The organism is Defluviimonas sp. SAOS-178_SWC (genome assembly GCF_039830135.1).
Lineage (GTDB): Bacteria > Pseudomonadota > Alphaproteobacteria > Rhodobacterales > Rhodobacteraceae > Albidovulum.
The window spans coordinates 285,301-305,817 of the sequence record NZ_CP156081.1; the positions used below are offsets into that span (position 1 = coordinate 285,301).

Here is a 20,517-nt window from a genome sequence, read left to right on the forward strand (position 1 = left end):
CGTATGGTCCGGGCCTCCGGCGGGTTCGTTCTCGTGCAGTGGCCGTCAGAAGAACGCCTGCAATCCGGTGATGGCCCGCCCGAGGATGAGCGCGTGAACGTCGTGCGTTCCCTCGTAGGTGTTCACCGTCTCCAGATTGACCATGTGGCGCATGATCTGGAAATCTTCCTGGATGCCGTTGCCGCCGTGCATGTCCCGGGCCATCCGCGCGATATCCAGCGCCTTGCCGCAATTGTTGCGCTTGACGAGGCTGATCATCTCGGGCGCCGCCTTCGCCTCGTCCATCAGTCGGCCAACGCGCAGGGACGCCTGAAGCCCGAGCGAGATTTCCGTCATCATGTCGGCCAGCTTCTTCTGGTAAAGCTGCGTCTGCGCCAGCGGCCGGTTGAACTGCTTGCGGTCAAGCCCGTAGCTCCGCGCCGCGTGCCAGCAGAACTCGGCCGCGCCGAGAACACCCCAGGAAATGCCGTAGCGGGCGCGGTTGAGGCAACCGAACGGCCCCTTCAGCCCTTCGACATTCGGCAGAAGCGCGTCTTCGCCCACCTCGACATTGTCCATCACGATCTCGCCCGTGATCGAGGCGCGAAGCGACAGCTTGCCGCCGATCTTCGGGGCCGAAAGGCCCTTCATTCCCTTGTCGAGGATGAAGCCCCGGATCTTGCCGCAATGCGCCTCGGACTTGGCCCAGACGACGAAGACATCCGCAAACGGCGCGTTCGAGATCCACATCTTCGAGCCGTTGAGGACATAGCCGTTCGCCGTCTTCGTCGCGCGGGTCTTCATTCCGGCGGGGTCGGAGCCGGCATCCGGCTCGGTCAGGCCGAAGCAGCCGATGAATTCGCCGGTGGCGAGTTTCGGCAGATACTTCTTCCGCTGCTCTTCCGACCCGTAGGCATAGATCGGATACATGACCAGAGAGGATTGCACCGACATCATCGACCGGTAGCCCGAATCCACCCGCTCCACTTCGCGGGCAACGAGGCCGTAGGCGACGTAGGAAGACCCTAACCCGCCGTATTCTTCCGGAATCGTCACCCCCAACAGACCCATTTCGCCCATCTCGCGGAAGATCGCGGGATCGGTCTTTTCCTCGCGATAGGCTTCGATCACGCGCGACTGCAGCTTTTCCTGCGCATAGGCGCGGGCGCCGTCGCGGAGCATCCTTTCTTCCTCGGTCAGCTGGTCTTCGATGCGGAAGGCATCTTCCCAATCGAAGCGGGACAGGTCGGGGGCGTCCTTGGGTTTCAGGGCCATTTGATCCTCACTTGAGCGATGCGCAGAAACGCGCGATTCGGGTTGCGGCCTCGCGGAGCGAAGCTCTCGAATAGGCATAGGACAGCCGGAGATGGCCGGGCGTTCCGAAGGCGCGGCCGGGGACGAGAGCGACGCCTTCGGCGGCAAGGAGCGCCTCGCAGAAATCGGCATCGGTTTCGATCGTGCGTCCGTCGCGGGTCTGTTTTCCCAAGGCGGCCGTGCAGTCGGGGAAAAGATAGAAGGCCCCGTCCGCGGAGGGGCAGGAAAGCAGCCCCGTCGCGTTCAAAGCCTCCACCATCATGTCGCGCCGCTCGCGGAAATCGTCGCAGTGCTCGGCCAGAAGCTGCTGGTCGCCGGAAAGCGCCGCCGCCGCGGCCGCCTGGCTGACGGAGGAAGCGCCGGAGGTGATCTGGCTCTGCACCGCGATCATCGCCGAGATGAGGCGCTTCGGCCCGATACCCCAACCGATCCGCCAGCCGGTCATCGCATAGCTTTTCGACACGCCGTTCACGATCAGGGTCCGATCTGCAAGATCTGGCGCCGCCGCGCGGAAAGAACGGAACGGCACGTAGGAAATATGCTGATAGATCTCGTCGACCATGATCCCCACATGCGGCGCGTCGCGCAAGACCTCCGCCAAGGCGTCGAGGTCTTCCGCGGAATAGACCGCGCCCGACGGGTTCGACGGCGAGTTCAGCAGCAGCCAGCGTGTCTTCGGACCGATTGCGGCGCGAAGCGCCTCCGGCGTCACCCGGAAACCTGTTGCGGCAGAGGTTGGAAGGATCACCGAACGGCCTGCGCAGACCGTGACGATGTCGGGATAGCTCGTCCAGTAGGGTGCGACGATCAACACCTCGTCGCCGGGATCGAGGGTGGCCGCGAAGGCGTTGTAAAGCACCTGTTTCGCGCCGGTTGAGACAATGATTTCGCCGATGGCCGGCCGGTAGCCGCTCTCCCGCTCGCACGCCGCAGCAATGGCTTCCCGAAGCTGAATTGTTCCGGCCGTCAGCGTGTAGGTCGTCTCGCCCTTCAGGGCGGCAAGATGCGCGGCCTCGATCACCGGCGCCGGCGTCGGGAAGTCCGGCTCCCCGGTGCCGAGAGTGATGATGGCGCGCCCCTCGCGCTTCAATGCGTCGGCCAGCTCCGAGATCTTCAAGATCTCCGACAGTTCCACGGCGTCGATCCGGGTTGAGCGTCGAAAAGGGTCGGACATCATGGCCTCACGCAATGTCTTATGCACTATGGGCTATTAATTTCGGCGGGAATAGCGTTATTCTGACCGTATGATATGTATGATACTCATATAATGGCCACGCCGCGCCGCCTTCTGCCGTCGATTTCGCTGCTTGCGGCCTTTGAATCCGTGGTTCGTACCGGGTCGACGCTTGCGGCCGCGCGCGATCTCGACCTGACACAGGGCGCGGTCAGCCGGCTCATCCAGTCGTTGGAGGCTCAACTCGGCGTCACGCTCTTTCTGCGCGAGCGTCGCCGGCTGGTGCCGACCGACCCTGCGCTCGCCTATGCGCGCGACGTGGTGAAGGCGCTCGATCTCATCTCGCGTGGGTCGATGCGGGTCAGGTCGAATACCGGCGGTGGAACGCTGTCGTTGGCGATCCTGCCCACCTTCGGCACCCGCTGGCTCGCCCCGCGCCTGCCACGGTTCCTCGCGGCCCATCCGGGCGTGACGATCAACCTCGGCACAAGGCTCAAACCCTTCGATTTCGAGGAGGAGGGCTTCGATGCCGCCATCCATTTCGGCACCGAGAACTGGGCGGGCGCTGGCGCGATCAAGCTTTTCGACGAGCGGTTGGTGGCCTGCTGCGCGCCTCGCTTTCTGACGGATCACCCGATTGGCGCGGCGCGCGACATGATCGGCCTTCCCCTCCTGCAACTCGAAACCCGGCCCAATGCCTGGGCATCGTGGTTCGCGCATCACGGGGTTTCCGACCGGGTGCCGCAAGGCATGCTTTTCGATCAGTTCGCGCCGATGATCGAGGCGGTGATCCACGGGCTTGGCGTGGCGCTGCTGCCGGAGTTCCTGGCGCGACAGGAACTGGCGGACGGGCGATTGGTCGAGGCATTCGGCGGCCCGGTGCCGACAGAGGGCAGCTACTACCTAGTCTGGCCCTCGGTCGGCGCCTGGTATCCGCCGCTTCAGGCGTTCCGCGCCTGGCTTGAGGCGGAAGCGGCCGATCCGGATGGAGAGGCCATGCTGCCCCGTTGACCTTTCGCCGTTGCGGGATCACCTTCGCACCATGAACACGCGCCCCGACATCCATGACCGGCTTGCCGCCTCGCTGAAGGAGGCGCGAAAGTCCAAGGGGCTGAGCCTCGACGCGGTGGCCAAGCTGTCCGGGGTCTCACGCTCGATGGTCAGCCAGATCGAGAGGGGCGAATCGAGTCCGACCGTCTCGACCCTGTGGAACCTCACGCAAGCCTTGCAGGTGGATTTCGCCGGGCTTCTCGAAGGCCGGTCGACGCCGGGGATCGAAGTGATCCGCGCCGAGGCCGCCCCGGTCATCGCCGGTCGTGGCAAAGGCGTCCGCATCCGGATCCTGTCTCCGGCGGAGGCCGCCGGGGAGCATGAGGTCTACGACCTCGGCTTCGACGCGGGCGGGACGCTTGTCAGCGATCCGCACGGGCCGGGTTGCCGCGAACATCTGACGGTGCTGGAAGGGGTCGTGGTCGTGGTGTCGGGCGAGGACACGCAGCGCCTCGGCGTTGGCGATACCGCCCGCTATTTCGCCGACCGCCCGCACCGGATCGAGGCCGAGGGCGGGCCGGCGCGGGCGATCCTGATCGTGCAGAATTCCTGACGGGCGGGCGCCGTTGGGGGGCGTTTGCAGTGGTGCATTTGGGAACGGACGGACGCAGGAATCCGTGATACGGGACGTCAATCCGTTATATTGACAAATGCGTGATCGCGGATAATATTCCATCATATAGGAGGAGATTCTGCCATGTCGGACAAGGCTGCCTTTCTCGCCCATCTCGGCGACACGCTCACGGGGATCGAGGCTGAAGGTTTGTTCAAGCGCGAACGGCTCATCACCTCGGCGCAGGGCGCGCATGTGACAGTCGCCAGTCGCGACATGCTGAACCTTTGCGCCAACAACTATCTTGGCCTTGCCGATCACCCAAGGCTGATCGAAGCGGCGAAGGCGGCGATGGACGATCACGGCTACGGCATGGCCTCGGTCCGCTTCATCTGCGGTACTCAGGACCTGCACCGGGAGCTGGAGGCGAGGATCGCGCGGTTCCTGGGGAAGGACGATTCCATTCTCTTCGCCGCCTGCTTCGATGCGAACGGTGGACTGTTCGAGCCGCTTCTGGGGCCCGAAGACGCGGTAATCTCGGATGCGCTCAACCATGCGTCGATCATCGACGGGATCCGGCTCTGCAAGGCCAGGCGCTACCGCTACGCCAATTCCGACATGGCCGACCTGGAGGCGCAGTTGAAGAGCGCCCGCGCGGATGGCGCGCGGTTCATCCTGATCGCGACGGATGGCGTCTTCTCGATGGACGGGTATCTTGCCAAGCTGCCGGAGATCGCGGCGCTGGCAGAGAAATACGGCGCACTGACAATGGTGGACGATTGCCACGCAACCGGGTTCATGGGCCCGCAGGGGCGCGGCACGCCCGCCCATGCCGGGGTCGAGGTCGATATCCTGACCGGGACGCTGGGCAAGGCGCTGGGCGGTGCCCTTGGTGGCTACGTCGCGGGCCCGCAGCCGGTCATCGACCTTCTGCGCCAGAGGGCGCGACCTTACCTCTTCTCCAATGCCCTGCCACCCGCCGTCGTCTCCGCCGGGATCGCGGCGCTTGACCTCGTCGAGGCAGCCGACGACCTTCGCGCGCAGCTCTTTGGGAACGCAAGCTATTGGCGCGCCGGGCTGACCGATGCGGGCTTTGCCCTGCTGCCCGGCGAACACCCGATCATCCCGGTCATGCTGGGCGAGGCGAAACTCGCACAGGCCATGGCTGCGTCGCTTTTCGAGCGGGGCGTCTATGTCTCGGGCTTCTTTTTTCCGGTCGTGCCGAAAGGGCAGGCGCGCATCCGGACGCAGATGAATGCCAGGCTGACGCGGGACGATCTGGATTTCGCGCTCGACGCCTTCCGGGGCGCGGGCAAGGCGGTGGGGGCGATCTGATGCGCAACGACATGAAGGCACTGGCGAAGACGAAACCCGAAGTCGGCCTCTGGATGGAGCACCGCCCGGTGCCCGAGATCGGTCCGGACGATGTGCTGATCCGCATCCGAAAGACCGGCATCTGCGGCACCGATATCCATATCTGGAACTGGGATGAGTGGGCGGCACGGACCGTTCCGGTGGGGCTGGTGACGGGTCACGAATTCGCCGGCGAGATCGTGGAGATCGGCCGCAACGTCGAAGGGCTCAGCATCGGCCAGCGATGCTCCGGCGAGGGCCATCTGATCGGCAAACAGTCGCGGCAGTCGCGTGCCGGCAAGTTCCACCTCGACCCCGCCACGCGCGGGATCGGCGTGAACGAGCAGGGGGCTTTCGCCGAATACCTGAAACTGCCCGCCTTCAACGTGGTGCCCTTGCCCGATGAGATCGACGACGAGATCGGGGCTATCCTCGATCCCTTGGGCAATGCGGTGCACACGGCCCTGTCCTTCGATCTGGTGGGAGAGGACGTGCTGATCACCGGCGCCGGTCCCATTGGGATCATGGCGGCGGCCGTCGCGCGGCATGTCGGCGCCCGGCATGTCGTCATCACCGACGTCAATCAGGACCGGCTTGATCTTGCCGCGAAGGTCGCCGACGTCGTCCCGGTGAACGTCGCGAAGCAGGATCTCAAGGATGTCGAGGGCGTCCTGAAGATGAAGGAAGGCTTCGATGTCGGGATGGAGATGTCCGGCAATCAGGTGGCGCTCGACCAGATGGTCGAGAACCTCGTGATGGGCGGGCGCATCGCCATGCTCGGTATCCCGCCGGGCAAGTCGCCCGTCGACTGGTCTCGCATCGTCTTCAAGGCGATCACGATCAAGGGCGTCTATGGCCGGGAGATTTTCGAGACCTGGTACAAGATGATCGCGATGCTGGAAAACGGCCTCGATATCCGCCGGGTGATCACCCACCGCTTCCCCGTCGATCGCTTCGCCGACGGGTTCGAGGTGATGCGATCGGGCAAAAGCGGCAAGGTCGTGCTCGACTGGACATGATCGCCGCTTTCCCGGCGCGCGGCCCGTGCTAGGGTCGCGCCCGGAGCCATTGCGGAGTGCGCCTTGCCCGACGATCTTGCCCGCCACTTCCTCCTCAACCCCGGCGTCACCTTTCTCAATCACGGCTCTTACGGCGCCTGCCCGCGTCCGGTGATGGAGGCGTATCGAGATTGGCAGGAGCGGCTGGAGGCGCAGCCGGTCGCCTTCATGGACCCTGCCCATCTCACGGAGCGCTTTTCCGAAGTTCGCATTGCGCTAGGGGCGGAGATCGGAGCAGATCCCGACGATCTCGTTTGGGTCACGAACGCCACCGCCGGGCTCAACATCGTCGCCCGCTCGCTCGATCTCGGTCCGGGTGATGAGGTTCTGACGACGGATCACGAATATTCCGCGCTGACAAAGACCTGGGCTTTCGTGGCCGGACGGGCCGGGGCGGTGATCCGGCCGGTCCGGATTCCACTGCCCCTGACGGAAGAGGCGTTCGCCGACGCCTTGCGCAAAGCCATCACCGACCGCACGAAGGTGCTGTTTCTCAGCCACATAACCTCGCCCACGGCGCTGGTCTTTCCGATTGCGGGCATCGTCGCCGAGGCGCGCGCGCGGGGGATCGTGACCATCATCGACGGGGCGCATGCGCCGGGCCACATCCCGCTCGACGTGACTGCACTTGGCGCCGATTACTATGTCGGCAACTGCCACAAATGGCTGATGGCGCCAAAGGGCACCGCTTTCCTGCACTCCCGTCCGGCGATGCAGGCGTTGCTGGATCCCCGGGTGATCAGCCACGGCTGGACCGAGGCGGGAGAGTCGCCCGGACCGTTCGGCGGTTCGGCCTTCCTCGACCGGTTCCAGTTTCAGGGCACCCGCGATCCTTCGGCCTGGCTGGCGGTGCCCGCAGCCATCAGGTTCAGGAACGATCACGACTGGGGCGCGGTCTCTGCCCGGTGTGGGGCGCTGGCGCAGGAAATCGCCGCCGAGTTTGCCGGAATCACCGGCTTGCCCGCGCTGGCCGCACCAGAGGTTAGCGCGCCGCAAATGATCGCGATGCCGATCCCGGACTGCGATACCGAAAAGCTGCATCGCGACTTGCTCTCCCGCTACGGGATCGAGATTCCGGTCCTGCGCTGGGCCGGCCGATGTTTCGTGCGTCTTTCGATTCAAGGCTACAATCGGCCGGAGGATGGCAGAACGCTTCTCGCCGCCGTCCGCGACCTCCTCGATCTGCGCTGATCGGGGCAACGTCGGATCTGCTCAGACTTCCGAAGGCGCTCACACTCGTCGGGGCAATCATGATCGCCTTGCCGAACCCGGTTCTGTCGATCATGCAGATGCCTGAGGCATTCGGGCAGACCATCTCCGGGCTGGTCATCGCAGGAATGCTGCCTGTCCAGGTCCGGGGCGACCGGGCCGCCATTTGAAGGAGCGAGACATGTCGGAACATCCACTTCGGCTGAGTGCGGCGGATATCCTCCCTACCGATCCCACGGCGCGTCTTGTCGGTCGGGTCTGGTCGGCGGCGCGCGGCGGTCCCTGTCCGGTCCTCGTCCGCGATGGTGAAGTTCTCGACCTCTCGGATCTGTCACCGACAATGTCGGGCCTCTTGGACCGTGCCGATCTTTCCGGCGATCTTGGCGGCGCATTCCCGTCGCTCGGGCCTCTGGACGGCTATCTCGACGGTGGCGGCGATCGCGGCTCCCTCGGCCGGCTCCTTGCGCCATGCGATCTGCAGGCGATCAAGGCGGCGGGCGTCACCTTCGCGGGCTCGATGATCGAACGGGTGATCGAGGAGCGCGCGAAGGGAGAGGCGGGCCGCGCCGACGCGATCAGGGCCGAGCTTGCGGCGATCCTCGGTGGCAACCTCAAGGGCGTCGTTCCCGGGTCGGAGAAGGCGGCGGAGATCAAGGCACACCTGCAGAAGAACGGTATGTGGTCGCAATACCTTGAGGTCGGGATCGGCCCGGATGCCGAGGTCTTTACCAAGGGTCAACCGATGTCGGCGGTGGGATGCGGGGCCGATATCGGCGTTCACCGCGCCTCGGACTGGAACAACCCCGAACCCGAGGTGGTTCTGGCGGTCGATTCCACCGGCCGCATTCGGGGCGCCACGCTGGGCAACGATGTTAACCTGCGTGACGTCGAAGGTCGGTCGGCACTTCTGCTCGGCAAGGCCAAGGACAACAACGGCGCCGCCGCGATCGGCCCGTTCATCCGGCTCTTCGACGAGGCGTTCGGGCTTGCCCGGATATCGGAACTGCAACTCAGTCTGAACGTGACGGGCAACGACGGCTTCGCGCTGTCGGGTGCCTCGAACATGGCCGAAATCTCTCGTCAGCCGGCCGATATCGCGGCACAAACCTGCAACCGCAGCCATCAGTATCCAGACGGTTTCATGCTATTTCTCGGCACGATGTTCGCACCGACAAAGGACAGGGGCGGTGCCGGGCAGGGCTTCACGCACCACTACGGCGACCGGGTGGAGATCGCCTCCGACCCCCTCGGCAGGCTGATCAACATCGTCCGCCCCTGTGACGAGATCGAACCGTGGACCTTCGGGGCGCGGGCCCTGATGGAAAACCTCGCGGCAAGGGGGATGCTGGGACCGTGACCGACGGTCCCCGCCGCCTGTGCAGTTCGGACCGGCCATTCTCATCCTTGCAGACTTCATGAACGCCATCCGGGTGAATGCCGCGATCACTGATCGCCCCTCCCGTCGGAACCGCCTTGACCGGGATCATTGCCCCGTCGCGAAAAGGCGGTCAGCATCGGGGAGCAGCGCGACGGAGGATCGGGCATGACACCGGACAACGAGATACAGCGCGGACTTGCCGCCGCCGCGTTGCGGACCGTTTGTGATCCGGCCATCCTGCCGTTCCGCTCGACCGACGAACTGGAGGGGCTTGATTGCCTAGTCGGTCAGGACAGGGCGATGGATGCGATCCGGCTCGCGGTCCAGATCGCTCACTGCGATTTCAATCTGTTCGTTCTTGGTCCAAACGGCATGGGCCGCCACCGTGCCGTGCGCGACCTGTTGCAACGGCACGCCAAGTCGATGCCGGTTCCCGACGACTGGGCCTATGTCAACAACTTCGACGCACCCGACAAGCCGAAGGCGTTGCGATTGCCGCCGGGAACGGCGCAGAGGCTCAGAACCGCGATGCAAGGGCTGGTGGACGATCTTGCAGTCGAGATCCCGTCGCTTTTCGAATCCGAGGAATATCAGACCCAGCGCCGCGCGCTCGACGAGGAATACGGCGACCGCCAGGAAACCGCGATGGCCGATTTCGCCGACAAGGCGAAGGCAGAGAATGTCGCGCTGATGCGCACCCCGATGGGCTTCATGCTGGCGGCGATCCGGGACGGCAAGGTGGTCAAGACCGAGGACTACAACAAGCTGGACGAAGACGCGCAGAAGGAGATCGACGAAAAGATCGCCCGCCTGCAGGAGGACCTCGCAGAAGTCTTGCGCGATGCCCCGAAGCTCGACAGGGAATTGCGCGGCAAGGTCGAAGCGCTGCATGCCGAAATGGCTGAGCGCGCGGTTTCTGCACGGGTCAAGGACCTTGACGAGGGCTTCGCCGGGATCGAGGCCGTGCAAGACTTCCTTGCCGACGTGCGGAAGGACATGATCGCGAATGCCGAGATCTTCCTCGCTGCGCGGGCGGACGCCAACAGCGGCCCCTTCCCGGACGCGATCCGGAAGTACCACCGCGAGCCGCCGTTCGAGCGCTATGTCGTCAACGTGATGGTCTCGCGCGAGGAAACGAACGGAACCGGCGCCCCGCTTGTCATCGAGGAGCTTCCGACGCTCGATCATCTGGCAGGCCGGATCGAACATGCGTCGCAGATGGGGGCACTCATCACCAACTTCACGATGATCAAGCCGGGCGCGCTGCACCGGGCCAACGGCGGTTTTCTGGTGCTCGATGCGCGCCGCGTTTTCACCGAACCATACGCCTGGGACGCCCTCACACGCTGCCTCAAAAGCCGGTCCATCACCATAACCTCGCTGGCGGAGCGGCTGTCGCTCGTCTCGACGACGTCGCTCCAGCCCGATCCCATTCCGCTTGACGTCCGCGTGGTTCTGATCGGCGACCGGTCGCTCCACATGCTCCTGACGCTGCTCGATCCCGATTTCCGCGATCTCTTCAAGGTCCAGGCGGATTTCGAGGAAGATTTCGACCGGTCGGAGGAGAACCTGACGCTGCTGGCGCGTCTCGTCGCCGCTGGGGCTCGGCGTGAAGGTCTGCGCCATCTGTCGGCAGGTGGTGTCGCGCGGCTCCTGGACGAGGCGACGCGCCGCGCGGAGGACAGCCGAAAGCTGAGCCTCCATGTCGGCGACCTTTCCGACCTGATGCGCGAGGCCGAGCATTATGCCGGCAGCGCCGGACACGACCTGATCGAAGCGACCGATGTCGAGCGGGCCGTCCGGGAAAAGGAGCGCCGGGCGTCGCGTATCCGCGACCGGATGCAGGAGGCGATCGGGCGCAACACGATCCTGATCGACACGACCGGGGCGAAAGTCGGGCAGGTCAACGGATTGTCGGTCCTCGATCTTGGCAACTACCGGTTCGGCCGGCCGTCACGGATCACCGCGCGAACCCGGATGGGGGCCGGCAAGCTCGTCGATATCGAGCGTGAGGTGGAACTGGGCGGGCCCCTGCATTCAAAGGGTGTTCTGATCCTCTCTGGCTACCTCACGTCGACCTACGCGCTTGATGTTCCGTTCTCGCTCCATGCGAGCCTCGTATTCGAGCAGAGTTACGGCGGGGTCGACGGTGACAGTGCCTCGTCGGCCGAACTTTACGCGATCCTGTCGGCCCTGTCGGGCCTGCCCGTCGATCAGGGGATCGCCGTTACCGGATCGGTCAACCAGCTGGGCGAGGTCCAGGCGATCGGCGGGGTCAACGAGAAGATCGAAGGTTTCTTCGATGTCTGCGAGCGGCGCGGGCTAACCGGTACGCAGGGCGTGCTGATCCCGAAGGCGAATGTCGAACATCTGATGCTGCGGCCGGACGTGGTCGCGGCTGCGGAAGCGGGCCGGTTCCGGGTCATGCCTGTCGAGACCATCGACGAGGGGATCGCCGTTCTCACCAACCGCGCGGCAGGGGTGCGGGGTCCGGATGGCCATTACCCGCCCGATACGGTCAATCGCCTCGTGGATGACCGCCTGCGTGGTTTCGCGGAGCTTCGCCAGCGCTACGTTCGCCCCGCCAAGGGCGAAGCGGGGGGGCAGGATTCGCCATGACCCCGCCCGATCCCAAACGCCGCCGCTTTCTGATCGGAGCAGCCTCGTTCGCGGATGCGGAAAGCGTGCTCCGTCTCGCCGAACAGATTTCCGGTGCCTTGGCGCTGGAGTTGGGAGGGTTGCTGATCGAGGACAGCAATGCCTTCGGAGATGGCGGCCCGCCGCGCGCGCGTGTTGTCACGTCTACCGGTTTCGTTGTGCCCGGTCCGTCCGCCGCGCAGGCGGGCATGATCGCGCGCGCCGAGGCGCGGGCGTTTCGCGCCGCCCTGTCGCGCCTTGCCGCCGCATGCGGCAGCGACTGGTCGTTCGAAACGCGAGCGGGAGAGCTTGTCAGCGGGCTCATCGGCGCGTCGCGAAGCTGGGATCTTGTCGCCATCGGCTATCGCCAGACGCGGCGGTCGTCGGGGCGGGTTATCCTGATCGGGGCCGGACACGGTGACGGAAGGGAGGCAGAGGCGCTGGTCGATGCGCTGGTGGCAGCTCTCGGCGTCCGGGTGGAACGAATGCCGCAGCCTAATGACGTCGATGCGTTGAACAAGTTGAGCCGCAGTCATGCGGCGGCCGTGGTTCTCGATCTGAGCGGCGGCACGATGATGCCGGAGGTCGAACTCAGGCGTCTGGTCGACGCGGCGCGCTGCCCGGTTCTCATCGTCGGGGCCGGCCACCAGACGGACACAGCCGCGTGACCTGCCACTCCGTTCAGGCGGCTGTTCCACGCGCCAGATAGGCCAGGAGGCCGTCGAGACTGCGCATTTGGGGATAGTCCGCCTCTGGCATCGGCATCGAGAGCGCCTTGCCAAGAGCGGTGACGAGATTGAGAAAGTCGAGCGAGTCGATATCGCATTCGTCGCGCAGGTCACCGTCGGGATCGATCTCGTCCGGGTCGATGTCCGGGGCGATGCGCCCGAGTTCGGTGCGGACCAGCGTTTCGATCTCGTCCTTCGTCATTGCCCCGTAACCTCCTGCAAATGCCGGTCGATGGCGCGCAGGAAAAGTGCGCCGCGATGGCCGTCGCTGACGCGGTGGTCGGCGGACAGCGTGACGGTCGTGGTGAGCGCGACAGCCAGCTTTCCGTCGCGGGCGACGGGGCGCTCGGCAGGGCTGCCGAAGCCGACGATGGCGACCTGCGGCGGCTGGATGACGCCGTAGAGCGTATCGACCCCGCGCTCCCCAAGGCTGGTGACGGTGATCGTGGCGTCCGACAGTTCTCGCGCCCGGAACCGGCCGGCCCGGACCCGGCCAAGCGTGTCGCGCATCCCGGCCATCAGAGTGTCGAGGTCGCACTCGCCCGCATCGAGGATCGCCGGGGCGACCAACCCGCCGCCGCGCAGGGCCACCGCCATTGCCGCGTGAATCTGTGCCGAGTGGCGGAAGGCACCGTCGATGAAGTGTCCGTTGAACTCGGGATACTTCTTCGCCGCGAGGATCACAGCATGAAGAAACAGCGCGCCGATCAGCAGCCTGTCTTCCGGCGCGCGGTCGGCATTCGCCCTGGCGAGGAACCCGGAGACACGGGAAAGGTCCACCGTCTGGGCCAGGTAGTAATGCGGGATCTCGCGCTTCGACCGCGCCATCGCGGCGGCGATCGCGGCGCGCATGTCCGACATCGGTGCAGGGGCAGCGGACGGGGCTTCGGCAGGTTCCTCGAGGTCGCTCAATGTGATCGCGCCGTCGGGCCCCGTGCCTTGGATACCGCGTAGTCGCGCGGCATCGAAGCCTTTCTCGTCGGCCAGCCGCCGCGCGGCGGGTGTGATCCGCAGCCGGTCCCCGGCCGGCCGCGCCGGTGCGGCGGATGTGGGGCGCGGCGCGGCTTTCGGGACGGGAGGTGTCGGTTTTGGCGCAGGCTTCCTCTCCTCTTTTGCCGCTTCGGCGGGGGCGGTGGCCTCGCTCTTCGCGCGGATGACGGCAAGCGGTGTGCCCACAGGCACCTTCGTGCCGATCTCAACCAGCGTCCGCTCCAGTGTGCCGTCCTCGAATGCCTCGATCTCGATCGCGCCCTTCTGGGTTTCAACGACCGCCACGATATCCCCTCGCGCGACCGCGTCGCCGGGCGCCTTCAGCCATTCGACGAGCGTTCCCGCCTCCATGTCTGCGCCAAGCGAGGGCATGCGGAACTCGCCCATGTCTCAGCCCTTACCGCAGAGCCGCTTCGCGGTCGCGACGATGCCGGGCACCTGCGGAATTGCGGCCTCTTCCAGATGCCGCGCATACGGCACTGGCGCCTCGACGCTGCAGACGCGGGCCAGGGGCGCGTCGAGATCGAAGAAGGCGTCTTCGGCCAGCCGCATGCCGATCTCGGCGGCAAGGCTGCCACTCTTCCAGCCCTCGTCGACCATGAGCGCCCGGTGCGTCCTGGCGACCGAAGAAAAGATGGTGTCCATATCAAGGGGCCGCAGGCTGCGCAGGTCGATCACGTCGGCCTCGATCCCGTCCTTCGCCAGTTCCCCGGCGGCGTCGAGCGTCTTCCAGAGCGATCCGCCATAGGTGATCAGCGTGATGTCCCGCCCTTCACGGCGAATGGCCGCGCGGTCGATATCGACCGCCCCCGCGTTCTCGGCGAGATCCCCGGTCATGTTGTAAAGCATGACATTCTCGAAGATCAGCACCGGGTCGGGGTCCTGCAACGCGGTCCAGAGCATGCCCCGCGCATCTTCCAGCGTTGCCGGCGCAAGCACCCGGATGCCGGGGATATGCGCGAACCAGCCTTCGAGCGAATGCGAATGCTGCGCGGCAAGCTGGCGGCCTGCACCGGTCGCCATGCGGATCACGACGGGCACGCCGAAGGCGTTGTTCGACATGTGCCGGTAGGTGGCGGCGGTGTTCAGGATCTGGTCGAGCGCCAGGAGCGAGAAGTTGACCGTCATCACCTCGACGATCGGCCGCATCCCGGCCACCGAGGCGCCGATGCCGGCACCGGTGAAACCCGATTCCGAAAGCGGCGTGTCGCGGATGCGATCAGGTCCGAACTTGCCCAGCAACCCCTTGCTGACGGCGTAGCACCCGCCATAGCGCCCGACATCCTCGCCCATCAGAAAGACGCGGGCATCCTTCTCCATCGCCTCTGAAATGGCGGCCTTGACCGCCTCGCGATACGACGTTTCGACCATCTTGCCGGGCTTCGCGGGCTCGGGCGGCGCGGGCCGGTCCTCGGCCATGACATAGCGGGCCAGTGTCTCCACCGGCTCATCGCTGCCGGCCTCGGCGAAGGCGACGGCCCCGGCGATCTCGGCATCGACCTCGGCGGTGATCGCGGCGACCTCCTCGGCATGGATCAGGCCGTTTTCCTCCAGCCAGCCCTGGAACCTGACGATGGGCCCCTTTTCCCGCCATGCCTCCACCTCGTCCTTCGGGCGGTAAAGTTGGGCGTCGAACATCGAATGCGCGCGGAAGCGGTAGGTGCGGCATTCGAGGAAATGCGGTTCCCCTGTCTCGCGCATCTGGGCGAGCGCGCGACGGGTCGCGGCCTCTACCGCGACGACGTCCATGCCGTCCACCACATCGGCCGCCACGTCATAGCTGCGGGCCTTGGCGGCGATGTCGGTCTCGGCCTCGCTGAGCGAAAGCGCGGTGCCCATCGAGTAGCCGTTGTTCTCGCAGACGAAGAGCACGGGCAGGTCCCAGAGCGATGCGAGGTTCATCGCCTCGTGGAACTCGCCCTCCGCCACGGCGCCCTCGCCGAAGAAGCAGGCGGTGACGGCATCTTTGCCCTGCATCCTGTCGGCAAGCGCGAGGCCCACCGCCAAGGGCAATCCGCCGCCCACGATCGCGTTGCCGCCATAGAAGTTCGCCTTGGCAGAGAAGAGATGCATCGACCCGCCACGCCCGCCGGCGGAGCCTTCGGCCTTGCCATACATCTCAGCCAGGACTTCGGTCATCGGCAGGCCGCGCATCAGCGCATGGCCATGTTCCCGGTAGGTTGCGACGATCCGGTCCGCATAGCCCAGGACCGGGATCACGCCGGCCGCGACCGCCTCTTCGCCGTCATAGAGATGCAGGAAGCCGCGGATCTTTTCCTGCGTGTAAAGCTCGGCGCATTTGTCCTCGAACCGGCGGATGCGGATCATCGCCTTCAGCAATTGGCGCACATGAGCATGATCGAGGCGGGGCTTGAGGGCTGTGTCGGTCATTTCTCGTCACTTTCCAGGGTCGAGATATCGCCTTCGGGCAGGCCAAGTTCCCGCGCCTTCAGAAGCCGGCGCATGATCTTGCCGGACCGGGTCTTTGGCAGGTTCTGGCGGAAGACGATTTCCTTCGGGGCCACCGCCGGCCCCAGCCGCTTTCGGGCAAAGCCAAGAAGGTCGAGCTCAAGTTGCTCGTTCGGCTCATAGCCCTTGTTCAGTGCGACATAGGCCTTGACGATCTCGCCCGCCGTCTCGTCGGGGATGCCGATGACGCCGACCTCGGCCACGGCATCATGTTCGATCAGGGCACTTTCGACCTCGAAGGGACCGATCAGGTGCCCGGCGCTCTTGATCACGTCGTCGGAGCGGCCGACGAACCAGAAATAGCCGTCGCTGTCGCGCATCGCGAGATCGCCGGACAGGTACCATCCGTCGCGGAAGCATTTCTTGTAGCGCGCCTCCTCGTGCAGATAGGCGCGCATCATGGATGGCCAGCCGGGGCGGAGCGCAAGCTCGCCGATGGCCTGCGCCTTGGCCAACTCCTTCACGCTGCCTTCCGTCACCTCTACAATCCCGGCCTCGATTCCCGGCAGGGGTTTGCCCATCGAACCGGGTTTCACGTCCATCGAGGCGTAATTGGCGATCATGATCCCGCCGGTTTCGGTCTGCCACCAGTTGTCGTGGAAGGGCATGCCGAAGACCTCCTGCCCCCAAAGAACGGCTTCGGGGTTCAGAGGTTCGCCGACGCTCGCCATGAAGCGCAGTTTCGGGAACCGGTGCTTGCCGATCAGATCGGCGCCCGCACGCATCAGCATCCGGATCGCGGTGGGGGCGGTGTACCAGACGGTCACGCCTTCGCGGGCGAGCATGTCGTACCATTGGTTGGGGTCGAACTCCGCCTCGTCGACGATCATCGTCACGCCGATCACGAGGGGGGCGATGATGCCGTAGGAAGTGCCGGTGACCCATCCGGGGTCGGCGGTGCACCAGTAGATATCGTCGGGTCTGAGATCGAGAGCAAGCCGCGCCGTCACGCGATGCGCGACCACCGCTTCGTGAACGTGCAGCGCGCCTTTCGGCCGTCCGGTCGTCCCCGATGTGAAATGCAGCAGCGCGGGATCGTCGGGCCGGGTCGTGGCGGTCCTGAAGTCGTTCGCCGCCGCTTCCATCAGTGGCGCGAGGGCGGTACAGCCCTCGGCCTCGCCATCTATGAGGAGGATGTGTTGAAGCTCCGGCAGGCGGTCGCGGATGCCTTTGACTTTGCGACGGTAAAGCGCCGATGTCGTGATGAGAACGCGGGCGGAGCCGATCTCCATCCGCGACTGGACGGGTTCGGGGCCGAAGGCCGAGAACATCGGACAGAAGACCGCGCCGGACTTGAGGGTGCCGAGCGCGGCGAAATAAAGTTCGGGAACGCGGCCAAGGAGCGAATAGACGGTTTGGCCCCGCTCTACGCCCAGTGATTTCAATATATTGGCAAAGCGGTTGGCATTCCGGGACAGCTCTCCATAGGTGAACACGCGTTCGGCCCCGTCGCGGCTGAACCAGCGCAGGGCGGTCTTGTCGCCGCGCCCCGCTGCGATCTGCGCGTCAAGCGCCTCGTGCGCGATATTCAAGCCGCCGCCCGACAGGCCCGCCAGCGCCTCGCGTTCCCTTTGCCAGGAAAAGTCCGCAGCCGCAGCCGCATAGTCCGGCATATTGGCCGCCTTGGCCTTGGACGGGTCTTTTCTCAGGATCGTTTCGCTCACGCCCTGCTCCTCTCTTTTCAGGGGCCAAGCGACGGCAGACGCCATCCTGTCCACGCTACTGCAAGGGCAGCGTGGCAGGACTGATCGAAATCAACCTGAAGCGCTGTGTCCTCAACCTGCCTGAGCAGTCGTCACGGCCTGCTCCATCGCCGTGAGGAAGCGGGCCACCTCGGCCGTGGTATTGTAGTGACAGACCGAGACCCGGACGCAGGCGTCGAGCCCGAGCGGGTGCAGGATGTTGCCGCAATAGTGGTCGTCCTTGCGGATATGCACCCGGATGCCTTCGTCCCCGAGGAACTGGACGAGGTCGCCCGCCGCCATGCCGTCGAGCGTGAGCGAGACCACCCCTTCGCGGCCCTCGGTCCCGGTGCCGCCGATGACGGTCACGCCGGGCATCTCGGCGAGGCCGCGCAGGTTGCCGGTGCCGTGGAGCATTGCCGCCATCAGCCGGGCTTCGTGATCGTGGATCGCCTTCGCGGCGGCCTCGATCCGGGCGCGGCGGTTCGTGTCGCCGGCAAAGTTGCTGCCGAGCCAGTCGAAATAGTCGACGACGTCGGTGAAGGTCGCGTAGGCGCCGGCGTCGCGTGTTCCCAGCTCCCAGGTCTCGGCCGCGCCGCCAATGACCTGCTCCTTCGTGCAGTCGGTCAACCGGTCCGACGCCCAGCCGACGCCGTAGCCGTGGCGTGAGAAGACCTTGTAGGGCGAGACGGCATAGCCGTCGGCACCATAGGCCGCACAGTCGATGTCGCCGTGGCTCGCGTGCTGGATGCCGTCGATGATAATGAAGCAGTCGGGTGCCTTGGCGCGGATTGCCGAAGCAATCGCGGCGACGTCGACCGACATGCCGGTGACGGGCGAGGTCTGGACGATGGTCGCGACGCGGATCTCGGGCGTGATCAGGGCGAGGTAGGCGTCAAGCCCGACCGTGCCGGTGGCGTCGTCATGAACCGCCAAGAGATGCGGCCGCCCCGTCACCTCGGCCCAGCGCGCCATCGCGCTGCGCGAGGCGGGGTGTTCGAGCGTCGAGCCCAGCATGACGCCGCCGGGGGCGGCGCCAAGCGCTGCGGTGCGGATCAACCGGAACAGCACCTCCGTCCCGCTTTCACCGACGAAGACCTGACCGCCGGAGGCGTTGAGGAAGGTCCGCATGTCGGCTTTGCCGTTGTCGATGGCCGCCATCAGCGCCTTCGAGGCCGGGTTGTCGCGGCCCTGATTGTCGGGATAGCCGGCATAGGCAGCCGAGGTCTCGATCACCGACTTGAGCCGCAGCGCACCGCCGGCATTTTCGAAGAAGATGCGCGGCCCCTCGAAGGGGCAGACATCCACATGGGCGAAGCGGTCGCGGATGGCTTTCATCAGGCCGGGTCTGTCTTCGAGCATGGCGGGTTCCTTTCCACGGCACAGTGTCGATTGCCACATGCACCGGGCGGCGCGGCTTGGCAATCCCGGGCCGATTTCCTTTGATTTCGGCCCGCTCGTGCTCCAGCCTCCCGGTGGGCGGGCCGGATGGCCCGGTTGCAGGGGGCAATTCATGAGCGATCTCGATCTGTGCTACATGCCGGCGCATGAGGCGCTGAACCGGTTCCGGGCGAAGACCCTGTCGCCTGTCGAGTTGATGGAGGCGGTGATTGCCCGCGCTGGTGCGGTGCAGGGCAAGGTCAACAGCCTGACCTTCACCCATTTCGACCGTGCGATGGATCAGGCCCGCAAGGCCGAGGCGAAATTTGCGAAGGGTTCACGGACGCGCGCGTTAGAGGGGTTGCCGGTTGCGGTGAAGGACGAGAGCGCGATCAAGGGGATGCCGACATCTGGCGGTTCGCTGATCATGAAGGACGACATCGCCGACCACACATCGGTCGTGAACCAGCGCATTCTCGCGGCGGGCGGAATCGTCCATGCCCGCACCGCGACGCCGGAGTTTTCCTGCGCGGGCTACACCTGGTCGCGACTTTGGGGCGTGACGCGGAACCCGTGGAACACCGACTTCACGCCGGGCGGATCGTCGGGCGGGTCGGGCACGGCGCTGGCCTGCGGCAGCGCCACGCTGGCGACGGGATCGGATATCGGCGGGTCGATCCGCATTCCCGCCTCGTGCTGCGGTGTCGTCGGGTTCAAGCCGCCCTATGGCCGCAACCCCGAGGATCCGCCCTTCAACCTCGACTTCTACTGCCACGAAGGTCCGATGGCGCGGACCGTGAAGGACACGATCCTTTTCCAGAACGTCATGGCGGGGCCGAGCCCGCAGGATATCGCGACGCTGCGGCCGAAACTCCGGCTTCCGCTTGAGATGAAGCCGATCAAGGGCTGGAAGATCGCCTGTTCTATGGACCTCAGCATCTACGAGGTCGACCCGGACGTGCGCAAGAATACCGCGGCGGCGCTCGACGTCTTCAGGTCGCTCGGCGCGACGGTCGAGGAGGTGGACCTCGGCTGGACGCCTGACGTGCTTGACGCCGGGATGACCTATCTCAGGCACCTCTTCGGCGCCTATATCTCGCAGCTTCTGAAGGACCACGGCGACGACATGACGACCTATGCCCGGCAGTTCGCCGAGGACGGGAAGAAGTCGAAACCTGTGGATTTCGTTCGTAGCCTCGACGTGGCGGCGGGGATGTACCGGACGCTTGGGCCCATCCTTGAGCGCTACGACGTTCTGATCTGCCCGACGAGCGGGCTCCCGGCCGTGCCGGCGGATTTCGACCAGTCGAAGGATACGGTGCAGATCAACGGCAAGGTGGTCGACCCGTTCCTCGGCTGGGTTATGACGCTGCCCTTCAACATGCTGAGCCGCTGCCCGGTCCTTGCCGTCCCGTCGGGCCATGCCGCGAACGGGGTGCCGACCGGGATCCAGATCGTCGGACGCACCTATTGCGACGCGGACGTGTTTCGCGCCGGTCTGGCTTACGAGGCGGCGCTGGGCGGCTGGTTCACCGGCCCGGCGTCGCGTCCGAACCTCTGAGC

The 20,517-nt window shown here is 65.6% G+C and carries 17 protein-coding genes; 10 read left to right on the forward strand and 7 right to left on the reverse strand.

The genetic code is table 11. The features are described 5' to 3' along the window. Positions 1–45: 45 nt before the first annotated feature. Both V5734_RS02235 and V5734_RS02240 read right to left on the reverse strand, forming a co-directional pair. Positions 46–1,254, reverse strand: a complete 1,209-nt coding sequence (locus tag V5734_RS02235) for an acyl-CoA dehydrogenase (protein ID WP_347311905.1) — start codon at positions 1,252–1,254, stop codon at positions 46–48. A 7-nt stretch (positions 1,255–1,261) separates the two neighbouring features. Next, the gene (locus V5734_RS02240; protein ID WP_347311906.1) at positions 1,262–2,467 is read right to left on the reverse strand and encodes a pyridoxal phosphate-dependent aminotransferase; all 1,206 of its coding nucleotides are present in this window, start codon (positions 2,465–2,467) and stop codon (positions 1,262–1,264) included. Between the two features lie 93 nt (positions 2,468–2,560). On the opposite strand from V5734_RS02240, the gene V5734_RS02245 reads away from it, so the two are divergent. From V5734_RS02245 to V5734_RS02285, 9 genes are all read left to right on the forward strand, one after another. Beyond that, positions 2,561–3,478, forward strand: a complete 918-nt coding sequence (locus V5734_RS02245) for a LysR family transcriptional regulator (protein ID WP_347311907.1) — start codon at positions 2,561–2,563, stop codon at positions 3,476–3,478. Positions 3,479–3,509: 31 nt separating this feature from the next. Further along, the gene (locus tag V5734_RS02250; protein WP_347311908.1) at positions 3,510–4,070 is read left to right on the forward strand and encodes a helix-turn-helix domain-containing protein; all 561 of its coding nucleotides are present in this window, start codon (positions 3,510–3,512) and stop codon (positions 4,068–4,070) included. Positions 4,071–4,214: 144 nt separating this feature from the next. Continuing rightward, a complete protein-coding gene (locus V5734_RS02255) occupies positions 4,215–5,405 on the forward strand; it encodes a glycine C-acetyltransferase (RefSeq protein ID WP_347311909.1) in 1,191 nt (396 codons plus the stop codon). Between the two features lie 11 nt (positions 5,406–5,416). Continuing rightward, complete coding sequence (gene tdh / locus V5734_RS02260) at positions 5,417–6,442, forward strand: L-threonine 3-dehydrogenase (protein WP_347313559.1); 1,026 nt, start codon at positions 5,417–5,419, stop codon at positions 6,440–6,442. A 63-nt stretch (positions 6,443–6,505) separates the two neighbouring features. Then, positions 6,506–7,672, forward strand: coding sequence for an aminotransferase class V-fold PLP-dependent enzyme (locus tag V5734_RS02265; RefSeq protein WP_347311910.1), 1,167 nt, complete (start codon positions 6,506–6,508; stop codon positions 7,670–7,672). A 59-nt stretch (positions 7,673–7,731) separates the two neighbouring features. After that, positions 7,732–7,860, forward strand: a complete 129-nt coding sequence (locus V5734_RS02270; RefSeq protein WP_347311911.1) for a hypothetical protein — start codon at positions 7,732–7,734, stop codon at positions 7,858–7,860. Positions 7,861–7,871: 11 nt separating this feature from the next. Next, positions 7,872–9,047 (forward strand): fumarylacetoacetate hydrolase family protein, encoded by a 1,176-nt coding sequence (locus V5734_RS02275; protein WP_347311912.1) that lies wholly within the window; start codon positions 7,872–7,874, stop codon positions 9,045–9,047. 186 nt (positions 9,048–9,233) lie between these two features. Continuing rightward, positions 9,234–11,687: a Lon protease family protein gene (locus V5734_RS02280; protein WP_347311913.1), complete on the forward strand. Its 2,454-nt coding sequence runs from the start codon at positions 9,234–9,236 to the stop codon at positions 11,685–11,687. After that, positions 11,684–12,373, forward strand: coding sequence for a hypothetical protein (locus V5734_RS02285; protein ID WP_347311914.1), 690 nt, complete (start codon positions 11,684–11,686; stop codon positions 12,371–12,373). The genes V5734_RS02280 and V5734_RS02285 overlap by 4 nt, the downstream gene beginning before the upstream one ends. 13 nt (positions 12,374–12,386) lie before the next feature. Here V5734_RS02285 and V5734_RS02290 read toward each other — a convergent pair whose 3' ends face one another. The 5 genes from V5734_RS02290 to V5734_RS02310 all read right to left on the reverse strand — a co-directional run bounded on the left by V5734_RS02290 (position 12,387) and on the right by V5734_RS02310 (position 18,936). Then, positions 12,387–12,635, reverse strand: a complete 249-nt coding sequence (locus V5734_RS02290; protein WP_347311915.1) for an acyl carrier protein — start codon at positions 12,633–12,635, stop codon at positions 12,387–12,389. Beyond that, on the reverse strand, positions 12,632–13,810 hold the full coding sequence (locus V5734_RS02295) for a dihydrolipoamide acetyltransferase family protein (RefSeq protein ID WP_347311916.1): 1,179 nt from the start codon (positions 13,808–13,810) through the stop codon (positions 12,632–12,634). The genes V5734_RS02290 and V5734_RS02295 overlap by 4 nt, the downstream gene beginning before the upstream one ends. A 3-nt stretch (positions 13,811–13,813) precedes the next feature. Beyond that, positions 13,814–15,814: a pyruvate dehydrogenase (acetyl-transferring) E1 component subunit alpha gene (gene pdhA, locus V5734_RS02300; RefSeq protein WP_347311917.1), complete on the reverse strand. Its 2,001-nt coding sequence runs from the start codon at positions 15,812–15,814 to the stop codon at positions 13,814–13,816. After that, on the reverse strand, positions 15,811–17,556 hold the full coding sequence (gene acsA, locus V5734_RS02305; RefSeq protein WP_347311918.1) for an acetate--CoA ligase: 1,746 nt from the start codon (positions 17,554–17,556) through the stop codon (positions 15,811–15,813). The genes pdhA and acsA overlap by 4 nt, the downstream gene beginning before the upstream one ends. Before the next feature lie 111 nt (positions 17,557–17,667). Beyond that, entirely contained in the window at positions 17,668–18,936 is a 1,269-nt protein-coding gene (locus V5734_RS02310; protein ID WP_347311919.1) for an aminotransferase class V-fold PLP-dependent enzyme, read from the reverse strand. 151 nt (positions 18,937–19,087) lie between these two features. Between V5734_RS02310 and V5734_RS02315 the strand changes: the two genes are divergently transcribed. After that, entirely contained in the window at positions 19,088–20,515 is a 1,428-nt protein-coding gene (locus V5734_RS02315) for an amidase (RefSeq protein WP_347311920.1), read from the forward strand. Positions 20,516–20,517: the final 2 nt, after the last annotated feature.

What these genes read in the sequence shown, in the direction of transcription:
- V5734_RS02235 (WP_347311905.1), bottom strand. Translation starts at nt 1,254, where the DNA reads ATGGCCCTGAAACCCAAGGACGCCCCCGACCTGTCCCGCTTCGATTGG.
- V5734_RS02240 (WP_347311906.1), bottom strand. Translation starts at nt 2,467, where the DNA reads ATGTCCGACCCTTTTCGACGCTCAACCCGGATCGACGCCGTGGAACTG.
- V5734_RS02245 (WP_347311907.1), top strand. Translation starts at nt 2,561, where the DNA reads ATGGCCACGCCGCGCCGCCTTCTGCCGTCGATTTCGCTGCTTGCGGCC.
- V5734_RS02250 (WP_347311908.1), top strand. Translation starts at nt 3,510, where the DNA reads ATGAACACGCGCCCCGACATCCATGACCGGCTTGCCGCCTCGCTGAAG.
- V5734_RS02255 (WP_347311909.1), top strand. Translation starts at nt 4,215, where the DNA reads ATGTCGGACAAGGCTGCCTTTCTCGCCCATCTCGGCGACACGCTCACG.
- tdh (WP_347313559.1), top strand. Translation starts at nt 5,417, where the DNA reads ATGAAGGCACTGGCGAAGACGAAACCCGAAGTCGGCCTCTGGATGGAG.
- V5734_RS02270 (WP_347311911.1), top strand. Translation starts at nt 7,732, where the DNA reads ATGATCGCCTTGCCGAACCCGGTTCTGTCGATCATGCAGATGCCTGAG.
- V5734_RS02275 (WP_347311912.1), top strand. Translation starts at nt 7,872, where the DNA reads ATGTCGGAACATCCACTTCGGCTGAGTGCGGCGGATATCCTCCCTACC.
- V5734_RS02280 (WP_347311913.1), top strand. Translation starts at nt 9,234, where the DNA reads ATGACACCGGACAACGAGATACAGCGCGGACTTGCCGCCGCCGCGTTG.
- V5734_RS02285 (WP_347311914.1), top strand. Translation starts at nt 11,684, where the DNA reads ATGACCCCGCCCGATCCCAAACGCCGCCGCTTTCTGATCGGAGCAGCC.
- V5734_RS02290 (WP_347311915.1), bottom strand. Translation starts at nt 12,635, where the DNA reads ATGACGAAGGACGAGATCGAAACGCTGGTCCGCACCGAACTCGGGCGC.
- V5734_RS02295 (WP_347311916.1), bottom strand. Translation starts at nt 13,810, where the DNA reads ATGGGCGAGTTCCGCATGCCCTCGCTTGGCGCAGACATGGAGGCGGGA.
- pdhA (WP_347311917.1), bottom strand. Translation starts at nt 15,814, where the DNA reads ATGACCGACACAGCCCTCAAGCCCCGCCTCGATCATGCTCATGTGCGC.
- V5734_RS02310 (WP_347311919.1), bottom strand. Translation starts at nt 18,936, where the DNA reads ATGCTCGAAGACAGACCCGGCCTGATGAAAGCCATCCGCGACCGCTTC.
- V5734_RS02315 (WP_347311920.1), top strand. Translation starts at nt 19,088, where the DNA reads ATGAGCGATCTCGATCTGTGCTACATGCCGGCGCATGAGGCGCTGAAC.